At 65.7% G+C, this 9,818-nt stretch carries 14 protein-coding genes and 16 tRNA genes; 10 read left to right on the forward strand and 20 right to left on the reverse strand.

Going from position 1 to position 9,818, the window contains the following annotated elements:
- From B8W67_RS13855 to B8W67_RS13930, 16 genes are all read right to left on the reverse strand, one after another.
- Positions 1 to 74: transfer RNA gene (locus B8W67_RS13855), tRNA-Ile, on the reverse strand.
- 13 nt (positions 75 to 87) lie between these two features.
- Positions 88 to 160: transfer RNA gene (locus B8W67_RS13860), tRNA-Phe, on the reverse strand.
- Between the two features lie 5 nt (positions 161 to 165).
- Positions 166 to 238: transfer RNA gene (locus tag B8W67_RS13865), tRNA-Val, on the reverse strand.
- 1 nt (position 239) lies between these two features.
- Positions 240 to 314, reverse strand: a tRNA-Gln gene (locus B8W67_RS13870).
- A gap of 11 nt (positions 315 to 325) precedes the next feature.
- A tRNA-Ile gene (locus B8W67_RS13875) sits at positions 326 to 402 on the reverse strand.
- Positions 403 to 408: 6 nt separating this feature from the next.
- Positions 409 to 481 (reverse strand) — tRNA-Ala (locus tag B8W67_RS13880).
- Positions 482 to 497: 16 nt separating this feature from the next.
- Positions 498 to 568, reverse strand: a tRNA-Glu gene (locus tag B8W67_RS13885).
- 446 nt (positions 569 to 1,014) lie between these two features.
- Positions 1,015 to 1,088 (reverse strand) — tRNA-Asp (locus B8W67_RS13890).
- A gap of 29 nt (positions 1,089 to 1,117) precedes the next feature.
- Positions 1,118 to 1,191: transfer RNA gene (locus B8W67_RS13895), tRNA-Gly, on the reverse strand.
- A 3-nt stretch (positions 1,192 to 1,194) separates the two neighbouring features.
- Positions 1,195 to 1,268, reverse strand: a tRNA-Arg gene (locus B8W67_RS13900).
- Positions 1,269 to 1,273: 5 nt separating this feature from the next.
- Positions 1,274 to 1,346 (reverse strand) — tRNA-Arg (locus B8W67_RS13905).
- 1 nt (position 1,347) lies between these two features.
- A tRNA-Trp gene (locus B8W67_RS13910) sits at positions 1,348 to 1,421 on the reverse strand.
- 298 nt (positions 1,422 to 1,719) lie between these two features.
- Positions 1,720 to 1,794: transfer RNA gene (locus B8W67_RS13915), tRNA-His, on the reverse strand.
- A 399-nt stretch (positions 1,795 to 2,193) separates the two neighbouring features.
- Positions 2,194 to 2,266 (reverse strand) — tRNA-Lys (locus B8W67_RS13920).
- A 186-nt stretch (positions 2,267 to 2,452) separates the two neighbouring features.
- A tRNA-Lys gene (locus B8W67_RS13925) sits at positions 2,453 to 2,526 on the reverse strand.
- Between the two features lie 6 nt (positions 2,527 to 2,532).
- Positions 2,533 to 2,616 (reverse strand) — tRNA-Tyr (locus B8W67_RS13930).
- Positions 2,617 to 3,040: 424 nt separating this feature from the next.
- Between B8W67_RS13930 and B8W67_RS13940 the strand changes: the two genes are divergently transcribed.
- Positions 3,041 to 4,177, forward strand: coding sequence for an RNA-guided endonuclease InsQ/TnpB family protein (locus B8W67_RS13940; RefSeq protein ID WP_163797057.1), 1,137 nt, complete (start codon positions 3,041 to 3,043; stop codon positions 4,175 to 4,177).
- A 427-nt stretch (positions 4,178 to 4,604) separates the two neighbouring features.
- Here B8W67_RS13940 and B8W67_RS13945 read toward each other — a convergent pair whose 3' ends face one another.
- Positions 4,605 to 4,991, reverse strand: a complete 387-nt coding sequence (locus B8W67_RS13945; protein WP_085304535.1) for a hypothetical protein — start codon at positions 4,989 to 4,991, stop codon at positions 4,605 to 4,607.
- Positions 4,992 to 5,197: 206 nt separating this feature from the next.
- On the opposite strand from B8W67_RS13945, the gene B8W67_RS13950 reads away from it, so the two are divergent.
- On the forward strand, positions 5,198 to 5,860 hold the full coding sequence (locus tag B8W67_RS13950) for a hypothetical protein (RefSeq protein WP_085304537.1): 663 nt from the start codon (positions 5,198 to 5,200) through the stop codon (positions 5,858 to 5,860).
- A 17-nt stretch (positions 5,861 to 5,877) separates the two neighbouring features.
- Here the strand turns inward: B8W67_RS13950 and B8W67_RS13955 are convergent, their stop codons facing one another.
- Genes B8W67_RS13955 through B8W67_RS13965 form a run of 3 tightly spaced genes read right to left on the reverse strand, consistent with a single transcriptional unit; the run spans position 5,878 to position 7,040 of the window.
- Positions 5,878 to 6,636, reverse strand: a complete 759-nt coding sequence (locus tag B8W67_RS13955) for a metallophosphoesterase family protein (RefSeq protein WP_085304538.1) — start codon at positions 6,634 to 6,636, stop codon at positions 5,878 to 5,880.
- 15 nt (positions 6,637 to 6,651) lie between these two features.
- On the reverse strand, positions 6,652 to 6,855 hold the full coding sequence (locus B8W67_RS13960; RefSeq protein ID WP_133056118.1) for a hypothetical protein: 204 nt from the start codon (positions 6,853 to 6,855) through the stop codon (positions 6,652 to 6,654).
- Positions 6,852 to 7,040, reverse strand: a complete 189-nt coding sequence (locus B8W67_RS13965) for a hypothetical protein (protein ID WP_085304542.1) — start codon at positions 7,038 to 7,040, stop codon at positions 6,852 to 6,854. Before B8W67_RS13965 ends, B8W67_RS13960 begins: the two co-directional genes overlap by 4 nt.
- Before the next feature lie 185 nt (positions 7,041 to 7,225).
- Between B8W67_RS13965 and B8W67_RS13970 the strand changes: the two genes are divergently transcribed.
- From B8W67_RS13970 to B8W67_RS14000, 8 genes are all read left to right on the forward strand, one after another.
- The gene (locus B8W67_RS13970) at positions 7,226 to 7,522 is read left to right on the forward strand and encodes a hypothetical protein (protein WP_085304544.1); all 297 of its coding nucleotides are present in this window, start codon (positions 7,226 to 7,228) and stop codon (positions 7,520 to 7,522) included.
- Positions 7,519 to 7,743 (forward strand): hypothetical protein, encoded by a 225-nt coding sequence (locus B8W67_RS13975; protein WP_085304546.1) that lies wholly within the window; start codon positions 7,519 to 7,521, stop codon positions 7,741 to 7,743. Before B8W67_RS13970 ends, B8W67_RS13975 begins: the two co-directional genes overlap by 4 nt.
- Positions 7,740 to 8,255, forward strand: a complete 516-nt coding sequence (locus tag B8W67_RS13980; protein WP_133056119.1) for a hypothetical protein — start codon at positions 7,740 to 7,742, stop codon at positions 8,253 to 8,255. The genes B8W67_RS13975 and B8W67_RS13980 overlap by 4 nt, the downstream gene beginning before the upstream one ends.
- A 22-nt stretch (positions 8,256 to 8,277) precedes the next feature.
- Positions 8,278 to 8,454, forward strand: a complete 177-nt coding sequence (locus B8W67_RS20890) for a hypothetical protein (protein WP_163797055.1) — start codon at positions 8,278 to 8,280, stop codon at positions 8,452 to 8,454.
- A 3-nt stretch (positions 8,455 to 8,457) separates the two neighbouring features.
- The gene (locus tag B8W67_RS13985; protein WP_085304550.1) at positions 8,458 to 8,682 is read left to right on the forward strand and encodes a hypothetical protein; all 225 of its coding nucleotides are present in this window, start codon (positions 8,458 to 8,460) and stop codon (positions 8,680 to 8,682) included.
- 102 nt (positions 8,683 to 8,784) lie between these two features.
- Positions 8,785 to 9,084, forward strand: coding sequence for a hypothetical protein (locus B8W67_RS13990; protein ID WP_085304552.1), 300 nt, complete (start codon positions 8,785 to 8,787; stop codon positions 9,082 to 9,084).
- Complete coding sequence (locus B8W67_RS13995; protein WP_085304554.1) at positions 9,084 to 9,332, forward strand: hypothetical protein; 249 nt, start codon at positions 9,084 to 9,086, stop codon at positions 9,330 to 9,332. The genes B8W67_RS13990 and B8W67_RS13995 overlap by 1 nt, the downstream gene beginning before the upstream one ends.
- The gene (locus B8W67_RS14000) at positions 9,329 to 9,562 is read left to right on the forward strand and encodes a hypothetical protein (protein ID WP_085304556.1); all 234 of its coding nucleotides are present in this window, start codon (positions 9,329 to 9,331) and stop codon (positions 9,560 to 9,562) included. Before B8W67_RS13995 ends, B8W67_RS14000 begins: the two co-directional genes overlap by 4 nt.
- Positions 9,563 to 9,818 lie beyond the last annotated feature (256 nt).

The raw sequence follows: 9,818 nt of genomic DNA on the forward strand, positions 1-9,818 counted from the left end.
TTGCCGCAGGAGGGATCGAACCTCCGGCCTCATCTTTATCAGAGATGCGCTCTAACCGACTGAGCTATGCGGCATTTCGTGTGGACGTGGTCATGGCTGGAATCGAACCAGCGGCCTCCGCATTTTCAGTGCAGCGCTCTCCCGACTGAGCTACACGACCTTGAGTGCCCTCTGCTGGGATCGAACCAGCGACCTTCCGGATGTGAACCGGACGCTCTCCCGACTGAGCTAAGAAGGCGTGGATGCCGCGCCAGGACTCGAACCTAGACCCACTGAATCAGAGTCAGCGATGCTGCCGATTACATCACGCGGCAATGGGTTTCGTTGGTCGCCCCGACAGGAGTTGAACCTGTGACCTCCGCTTTATCAGAGCGGCGCTCTTACCAGCTGAGCTACGAGGCGGGGACGTGGAGCCAGGGAGGATCGAACTCCCGGCCTCCTGTTTGCAAAACAGGCGCTCTTCCGACTGAGCTATGGCCCCGAGGAATCTACGTCTGCACTCCCGGCGGGACTTGAACCCGCTTCGCCTGGCTGAGAACCAGGAATCTTACCCATGGACCACGGGAGCATGGCCGCCACGTCGCGCGACGTGCGCGGTGATTCTGACAGCGCTGAGCCTGCGACATCCCGCCGTGACAGGTCGGCGAGGTGACCAGCTACTCCAACAGACCGGGAGTTGGAGATGAGAAGGCCCGCCGAAGTAAGGAAGCTGTGGCTCTAGCCTTGGCGGGCATCGTTGAGCTGACTATAGCACCGCGTGAGGCACCCTCGGATGTGGTGGGACTCGAACCCGCACCCGCAGCCTTAAGGGGCTGCCGCTCTGCCATTGAGGCGTACACATCGTCGGGTGTTCATTCGCGGCTCGGGAGCGACCCCAGCTGCGCATCGGCGTCCTCACGCCGAACCCTGTTTCCACGAGACCCGCGAACTGTTCCGTTCACGCGGCGCGGCGTCGCAGCCAGGTCAGTCCTGCGACCGGCACTCGGGCCGGAACAGACGCGAGTGCCGTTGAAGCGACCCTGACGGGAATCGAACCCGCGACCTCCGCCGTGACAGGGCGGCGCGCTCACCTACTGCGCTACAGGGCCAAGATGTGCACCGCCGCGGTGGGTGGTATTGGAACGGGTGGCGGGAATCGAACCCGCGTCGCCTGGTCGGAAGCCAGGTGTCTTGCCGTTGGACCACACCCGCACGCACCCCCGGCAGGAATTGAACCTGCGTCCTCCCGCTCCGGAGGCGGGCGCTCTGGTCCGCTGAGCTACGGAGGCATGAGCACCCGTGGAGGGGATCGAACCCCCGGCCTCCTGATCCGTAGTCAGGCGCTCTCTCCGCTGAGCTACACGGGTTTGGCACCCCCTGGAGGAATCGAACCCCCGCCTGCGGGTTTGGAATCCGCCGCGCTACCACTACACCAAGGGGATGGGGGAGCGGGCCTAGACTCTGCCCGCCAGTGACGGCCTTTCGCCGGATTATCTCCGCTCGGAGTTCCCGACTTGTCCACCGCCTCCCGGCGGTAGCCGTCGCGCCTGGTCGGTTGGGCCGACCACTCCCTACGCTGGGTGCTACTCAGCGGGTTTCGATTCGCCGAGGAGTTGCAAGCTCCTGGCTGCACTACCGCCCTACCGACACCGTTGGCCTTGCGGGCTTCCCGGTGGCTCGGTTCCCCGAGGGGCCGAGCGTTAAGGCGCTTTCGCACCGCAGCGAGACAAGGCTTTCGCTTGGTTAACACGTCGGGTTTGAACCGACTACCGTCTGTCCCATAAACAGATGCTCTACCAGATGAGCTAGTGTTCGTTGACCGAAGATGTGCTTGCCTCGAAGCTCCGAACCCTTTTGGGGCAAAGAATACTTCACACCTTCCGTACTTTCGCCGCCAAGCTACTTGTACTCTCCACTCGCGGACGTGAACCCGCCGGTCCATCGGTGAGTGTCGTGGCGTACGCCCTCGGCTGGCGACCTCGGACCTCTACGCCTCCCGCACCGACAGCCAGCTCGCCGACGCGTCAGTTTCACCCGGCGTGGGATGCTGGCCTCAGCGATTGCCTCTGGCCCCTGACTGGCTCACCAGCTGGTAGCCCGACTTCTTCGCCGGACTACTCAACGATGCGACGTGCCTGGATCACCGCTTGCGCGGCGGCGGATGTCAACCCGCCTTTCGCACGGTCACCCGTGCTTATCCGCCAGGCCGGAAAGTGCCCCGCCAGGGAATCGAACCCCGGACCTACCGATTAAAAGTCGGCAGCTCTACCAGCTGAGCTAGCGAGGCGCTGGACGTTTGGCAGCCCGATGAAGCACCGACTCCGTTGGAAGGGGCGGTCGCCGATCGCTGTGCACGCGGCTCGGGCCAAGACCGCGGAGTTTGTTCGATCGGCACTCTCGGCTCCTCCGGCCTGCTGTTTTAGGACGTGCCGGTTGTCCTTGTGCGCTCGCCACAGGAGGCGATCACACAGCGTGCCCCGCCAGGGAATCGAACCCCGGACCCTCCGATTAAGAGTCGGATGCTGCTGCCAACTGAGCTAGCGAGGCGTTGCGTACCGGTGGAGGGAATCGAACCCCCGAAGCCCGAAGGCAGCGGGGTTACGGCCCGCCGCACCTGCCAACTGGTGCCTCACCGGCGCATGAACGTACGCCCGGCAGGGGTCGAACCTGCACGCTCCCACGAGCACCAGGGTCTAAGCCTGGCGTGTCTCCCAGTTCCGCCACCATGAGTGGCCAGGGAGCCCCCGGCTTTAGCCGGGGGGAGGAATGGCCCAACTGCTGGCGACCACGGTGAGCGCGCCGCGAGCTAATGCACCGCCGGTTTCTCGTTACGTTTCCGGTCATGTCGCAGGTGGTGCGTATCCGTCGGGTCTCGTTTCGCGGAACACCTGTGTTTCTCGGTGAGCGCCACGGTCAGCCGGTCTTCTCCGGCAACCCCGAAAAGGTGGCGACGTGGCTGTGCGACGGTTTCCGGTCACGGTTCAACCAGCACCGCGCACATCGCAGACGCTACGTCTACCGCGACGGTGAGCGGCTGCTCAGCGATGACGGTTCCCCGCAGTTGGAGTTCCTCGGCGGTGATCCGGTCACGTTGACCGACAGCCAAGCTCGCGAGCAGTTTCCCCACTTGGCAGCCATGCCGTCGCTGGTGCTGCAGGCCCCGGCCAAGATCGAGAACGGTGAGTGGTTCGCCGCGACGAAGCGGCGTAAGCGCCGTGGTGGTGCGATGCCGAGGTTTCGTTCCCGCAAGCGTGGTGACCTGCGGTTCACCTGCTGGTTCAACGGTGGGCGCAACGCGGTGTTCCACCCGACCGGTCGGCGTTCGGGGATGGTGGTGATCCGCGGGCAAAACCCTCACGGTTGCTCCCGGCCGGGAAAGTGGATGTTGCGGTTTCATGTGATCGTCTCCCAGCCGATCCGTGACTACACCTCGGTGCACGTTGATCTGGCGAAACGCTCGCTCGTGTTCACCAGCCCACCACCGACCGCCGATCGCAGCCGGGCAACCGGTGACGTCGGAGTTGATCGCGGCGTGGAACACGCTGCGGTCACCAGTGACGGTGAGTTCTTCGACCTGCCCGACACCACCAAACTCGACCATGACATCACCGCTGTGCAGAAGCGCATGGCGAAATCGCGGGTGGTTGCACAGCGGGAAGGCCGGGATTGGCGTCGCGGCAAGCGCTACGGTCGGCTGCGTGACCGTCACCGCCGGTTGCAGGCCCGCAGAGCTGCGATCAACAACGACGCCCTGCACGCCTTCACCCGGAGGACAGCCGAGACCTACGGCCTGGTGATCTGTGAAGACCTGCACGCCGAAGCGATGTCACGCAAGGGCGAAGGTCGGCGCAAAGGGTCGACCAACCACGGTATCCGTGACGCTCGCTGGGCGACCCTGCTTCACCAGCTGGCCTATAAGACCGGCGGCAACACGGTGACCGTGAACCCCGCCTATACCTCGCAGCGCTGTCACGGCTGTGGGCACATCGCAGCGGAGAACCGCGAGAGCCAAGCGGTTTTCTGCTGCGTTGCGTGTGGCCACAGCGACAACGCTGACATCAACGCGGCGAAAAACATCGCCGCGAAATACCATCAGGGGTGGACAGCTCCTGCGCGGAGCCGATGTAAGACGCTGCCAGCCAAGGCCGGTATCGCAGCCGCGACGAAGCGAAAACCACCCGTTCCTGCCGTCGCCTAGAGCTTCGGCACACGGGAATCCCCGTCCCTTGAGGGCGGGGAGGATGTCAAGGACGCATTGGTGTCGAGCGGCCCGGAGCCAGAGACATATCGCGCAGACACTCGCACCTGTAGGTGCGTGCGCTTGCGCGGGGCTCCGGGCCGCTCGGCGTATTTCCCGGACACGTGCGGTGTCGGTCCGCGGCTTCGGTGTGCTGCGGTCCGGTGTCCGGGGATTTCATGCCGTTCACTGTGTAGTTCTCAAGGCGCTGCGGGAGGATGTCCCGCCGCGGTGCATCCGGCGAACCGTATGCGGCGCTTCATGTTCCGGGCCGAGGCCGCGGTACGTGATGGGTGAAACGCTACGCCAAGAATCGCGGCTGTCAAGCGTCGATACGTCGAATTGCGGTATGCGACAGGGCGTTTCGGGTATAACGAGCCGAGGAACGTCAGGCGACGTTCCTGCCAGCGAAGATGAAGTTGAAGTGATCTGTGTCACACATCTGCGAGGGAGCCTCCGTGCCGGGGCAGATGCCGCGGTGCGCGAGTGCCGAAGTCGGCACGGAGCGAAGCCTCTCGTAGAAGGCGGGCTGGTGAATCGCCCACGTCCCCCGCTGCGAGCGGCTGAGGTCTTTTTCGGCACGATTCATCAACGCCGGTGACCAGGAGGTCACGGCGTCGGTGGACTGTCCATTGCCTGAGAGGCGGGCTCCGGTGGAGATGTGCGCGGTACTGGACGGGTCTTCTGGGTCCACGGTCAGCAGCCCGGCCCGGAGCAGCAGCGCGTAGGCGTGCTCCATCGCGACAGTCGCGGTGCTCAGCGTCAAGGTCTCCATCGGTTCACCTCCTCCCAGTGCTGTGTCGGTGCATCATACCGCGCACCGACGCCTACTTCGTCTCTAAATCAGACACTGCCACCAGTGTCGCCCACTCGTGTGACATAACCGCTACGCGGCGCGCGGCACGCCGATGTCCCTAGTTGCTCGGTGTCGGCGGTATCCAATAGTCTCCACTATAGAGACGTTTGTGAGAGGATGCCACCGTGACCGACACCGCCGCACTGCCCGACATCGCCACCGCCGTGCTCGATGCCACCCGCCGGGTCGACGACAGCGGCAGGGTCAGCTGGCCACTGTCAGCAGTCACTTCGGCCATCGGCGCACGTGCCCCGCACGATGTGCTCGCGCAGCTTCCCGGCACCGGACCCGCAAGTGTCGACCGTGTCGAGGTGCGGGAGTCCACCGGCGGCGACGTTCTGCACACCTACATCGAACTTCGCCTGTCGGCGCTGGCCGCGTACATCGCTGCGGCGTCGCTGCTCGGACCCGACAGCGCGGTGCGCAGATACTTCGCGGACCGTCTCGCGGCTGAGGGTGGGGGAGCGGCCAGTTCCGCCGACGTCGACGCCGACGCCAGAGATCGGCCGCTGTACCTGTCGGATTTCCTCGTTGAGGTGACCGGCGACGCTGACTACGCCGACCGGTACCGCTCCGCGTTCGGCAAGGCGGTGAAGGCGGCCCATATCGAGGCGCATGGCACCCCGCCGCCGGTGGAGACGGTGGACGTCGATGGCCGCGAGGCGCAGGTTTGCCAGTACACCGAGGCGGACCGTGACCTCATCGCCGAGGTGTGGGAGGGGTTCCGCAGGTTCGACTGGTCGGTGTCGATCCTCGCCCGTGAAGCAATGAAGCAGTCGGATGGGTGATTAATCCGCATCAGCAGCTACCGCTGGCCCTGCAGGTCCAGCACCAGCAGGTTGTCGGACTGCATCGCGGAGTCGTCGGCCAGGCCGATCACCGAGGTTTGGCCGAGGCGGTCGCTGTAGCGCACGTGGTAGTGGCCGTGCAGCAGCAGGCTCGGGTTCACGGAGCGCACCACGTTGCCCAGCTGGCGGCGGTGCCACTCGGCCGTGGCAATCTGATCGTCTGGGAACTGGCCCGGCATGAGGCCGGGGATGTGCACCCCGTCGGGGGCGTCGTGGCAGACCATCACATCCACTGGGCCGCCTGCGATCGCGGCCTCCACGTCGGCGTCGGACAGATGCTCCTGCGGCCACCAGGAGCGGCCCTCGATCCGCATGTGCCGGTCCACTGAGTGCGCCCCGCCGAGCGCCATCCACGTCTTGCCGTGCCAGCTCCAGCGCAGGCCGCGCGGCAGATGGTGAACGTGTTCGCTGATGGTGCGCAGTCCCGTATCCGGGTCGACGGGCGTCTCGTACAGGTTCGGGTAGCACTCGTGGTTTCCATCGACCCACAGCAGTGTCACGTCCGCCTCGGCGCACGCCGACTCCACCGCGGTGAGGTAGCGGTCGGTCCACGCTCCCGGCGTCCAGTAGCCGAAGTCGCCGAGTTGCAGCACGAGCGGGATGCCGCGCAGACCGGCGTACCAGATCGCTCCGCAGGCCCTGCTGGTGTTGCCGTGCCAGTCACCGGCCACGACGATGCGGTCGGGGCCGGGGGAGTTCAGCGGGTTGTCGGTCATGTCAGGTCTTCTCGTTCAATCGCACCAGTAGACGAAGGCGTCGCCGTCCCAGCGGGAGCTGATGGCACCGGCGTGGTCGAGCTGGGTGAGGCCACGGCGGATGTCGGAAGCACCGTGGGTGCCCATCAAGCTGTTCACGATGTCGTTGGCCGACGGTGCCACTCCGGCGTCGAACATCCGCAGGTACTCGATGATCGCGTCGCACACAGGCATGGTCAACCGATTTCTGCTTCTTCGGCTGCGCGGCGCAGGTCGGCGGCGGCCAGGGGGTGCAGGCCCTTGTGGTCGAGGCAGCTGGCGATGATGCGTGCCTGCGCCCGGCTGACGGTGAACGGCTCACGCACACCCAGCTCGGTGTGGGCGTCGCGCACGGTGATCATGCCTGCTTGGGTTCCGACGATCATGGCGTCCGACCTCCTCCGTCGGTAGGTGGGTGATAGCTATGCTGCCCGGCCGCGACGGTGCGCCCGCCCCGCGGCGCGCGACACGCCGGAGGAATCGGGCAGCCGCGCCTCACCCGCTGCGCCGCCCACTTCTTTGGTGCACTGGCCGCGACGAGTTGGAGAGCGCGCCGGGAGAGATAACCGAGATGAGTCAAGGGTTCTGGGATTCGATCGCCGCCGTGCTGGCCGCGGCGGGCAAGGCGCGCACCGCCGATGAGCTGATCACCGCGGTGAGCCGTGGCCCCGACCAGTCCGCTGGGTCGGGGGAGGCGTTCTTCGCCGGGTCCGGTGGAGACGACCAGCTCGTCGAGGCGCTCGACGACAGCGGGCACTGGCACATCGACTGGATCGAAGGCGACTACTGGTGGAAGGCAACCGCGAAAAGCGACGGCAGCGTCGTCGAGTACATCGAAGGCGACCTGTACCGGCGGGACGTCGCGTGAGCTGGCCGCGTGTCGGTGATCGGGTGCGCTACACCATCACCGGTGGTGAAGGGGTGGGCACCGTGACCGAGGTGCGCTCCGCGGTTGCGCGCACACATCCGCACATCTCGAACTTCGACAACTCGCCGCACGTGGCGATCGCGGCCGACACCGGCGGCCGGGTCTTCGCTGCGGTCGACGAGATCGTTCCCGAGGAAACCGAACCGACAGTGAGGACGTGACAAACATGACTCCCAATGACATCGCCTGCTTCACCTTCCTCATCAGCAGCTCGTTGATGCTGATCGTGCTGGCAGGTGTCCTGCTGGCCAATACCCCGAGGTTCTACCGCCACGTTCTCCGCCTGATGCGCGACATGAGTGACGGAACGCTCCGGCTCGGATACAGGCTGTATGGGCTCTCGACGGCCCTGGTGTCTCTGGCCGTGGTGGTCGCACATATCGCAGCATCACGTGGCTATCCCGTCGTCACTGAACAGTGGATGACGGAGCCGGTAGGAGACGGCGACGGACTCTGGTCGACGATTCTCGTATTCGGTGCGGTGGCCCGCGTAGTGGTTGGAGCGCTCGCATGGTCCGTGGTTTCGGCGCACATCATCTTCGCCATGAATACGTCGGAGTGGCGTGACCGCATCTGGTCGCCTATGGTTCGCCGGATTCGTGGGCAAGCAACTGAGTCGCCCGCCGACAGCGGCCCGCCCGAATCCGTTAATGCTCAGGCCGCCGATGCGTGAGCTATCCGCCGGGGACCGCGTCATGTTCACGATGCGCGGTGCGATGTGCCGCGGGACAGTCACCGAGGTGCGCGACGCGGTGCCGGAGACCGACCGCGTGGTCTGGGCCACGGCGCACAATCCGCACGCAATCGTCGCGGTTGACCGCGGCGGGTCGATCATCGCCGAGCTGTCCGTGCTGGAAAAGGCGGTGGGATAGGCCATGTCGAAAGTGGGCGCGTACGCGCACTTTGCCCCGAAAGGCAGCACCACGCCGGAGGTGCTGGCCGCGGCCGGTCGCGTGAAGGTGACTCGTGAACTCGGTGACGGCGAACGCGACCTCGCCGAGGTGGGGCAGATGTTCGAGGTTGAGCACACCGGCACCGGCACCGGAACCGGGGCGTGCGCGCACGCGTTCCCCGACGAATTGGACTGGGAGGGCGGCTGATGCGGACGCTCAACCGACTCCCCGACAGGAAGGAAACGCCATGGGTGAATGGCTGGTGACCGCTGAGGCGGACAGCGCGGAGCTGATCGAGGTGGCAGTCTGATGGCAAGCACGCGCGCACTCGGCTTCGCGTATCTCGTCGTGGCGGCCCCGGACGGATCGAGGCTTACCGACTCCGCGGTTCTTGCGGCGATCAACGCGGCGGCCGCCAGCCGCGGGATTCAGATCACGCCGGAAGGCTCCGACGCGCTGGACGCGGCCCGCGACATCATCGTGGCCGACGCGGTTTCCGCCGCCGGTGGGGGCGGCCATGCGATCGTCGGCGACACGCTGTATGTGGCGGCCCCCGGAATCTCGATCGACGACCTGATCACCGAGGCTCGAAACGGGGAGCTGTTCTGATGGCCGATTTCGCGACGTGGCTCGACACGTTCATCGGCGAGAAGGGGCTGGACCTCGACCACCGGTTCGACGTGGAAGGTCCGCAGTGGGGCTGGAACTCGATCCCGTTGGGATCGGTGGTCGATGTGGCCAAGCAGTGCAGCACCGCCGAGCAGGACAAGATCAAGGACACGCTGGTGGCCATCGACTTCCGCAACGGCGACGCCATGCACTTCTTCGCGCACCTGGCGGCGGAGATGGCCCGGTGAGCTACTTCCGGCGCGGTGACCTGGTGGAGTTGCGCTACGACGCCGACCGCGGGTTTCGCCACCTGTTCGAGGTCAGCTCGGTGTCCAGCGACGGAACCCTGTGGCTCATCCAGCGCGGCGACGCGGGACTGTCGAATGTGCGGTGCCGGGTTTCTGCTGACGAGGCCGACACTGCGGTGATGAGCGCGAGGCCGGAGACGGTGGCGACGTATCGCCCCGCGGCGATGTGAAGCGCTGCTGCTGCTGCTGCGCAGCCTGAAAGCATCTCTCGGCGTGTCGCGCTACTCGGGGCGGGATTGCCTGGGCGGTCGACGATGCTTGGTGTGCGAGGTTCCGCGTGAAAAGCCGGTTTTCGTGCCATCTTCCGGCAAAGGCTCCTCCATGACGCCGACCGATACAGCGGCCGAGAGGTGACCTGCGCGGAACCTCGCACATCATGCGCGGCCCCGATCATAGGAGCGCGCGATATGCGGTTCCATCTGCCCG

Origin of the sequence: Mycolicibacillus koreensis (assembly GCF_002104795.1) — a bacterium.
Taxonomy (GTDB): domain Bacteria; phylum Actinomycetota; class Actinomycetes; order Mycobacteriales; family Mycobacteriaceae; genus Mycobacterium; species Mycobacterium koreense.

Coding starts and splice junctions, on each gene's coding strand:
- B8W67_RS13990 (WP_085304552.1), top strand. CDS start 8,785: ATGGCAAGCACGCGCGCACTCGGCTTCGCGTATCTCGTCGTGGCGGCC.
- B8W67_RS13995 (WP_085304554.1), top strand. CDS start 9,084: ATGGCCGATTTCGCGACGTGGCTCGACACGTTCATCGGCGAGAAGGGG.
- B8W67_RS13955 (WP_085304538.1), bottom strand. CDS start 6,636: ATGACCGACAACCCGCTGAACTCCCCCGGCCCCGACCGCATCGTCGTG.
- B8W67_RS13965 (WP_085304542.1), bottom strand. CDS start 7,040: ATGATCGTCGGAACCCAAGCAGGCATGATCACCGTGCGCGACGCCCAC.
- B8W67_RS13985 (WP_085304550.1), top strand. CDS start 8,458: ATGTCGAAAGTGGGCGCGTACGCGCACTTTGCCCCGAAAGGCAGCACC.
- B8W67_RS20890 (WP_163797055.1), top strand. CDS start 8,278: ATGTTCACGATGCGCGGTGCGATGTGCCGCGGGACAGTCACCGAGGTG.
- B8W67_RS13970 (WP_085304544.1), top strand. CDS start 7,226: ATGAGTCAAGGGTTCTGGGATTCGATCGCCGCCGTGCTGGCCGCGGCG.
- B8W67_RS13945 (WP_085304535.1), bottom strand. CDS start 4,991: ATGGAGACCTTGACGCTGAGCACCGCGACTGTCGCGATGGAGCACGCC.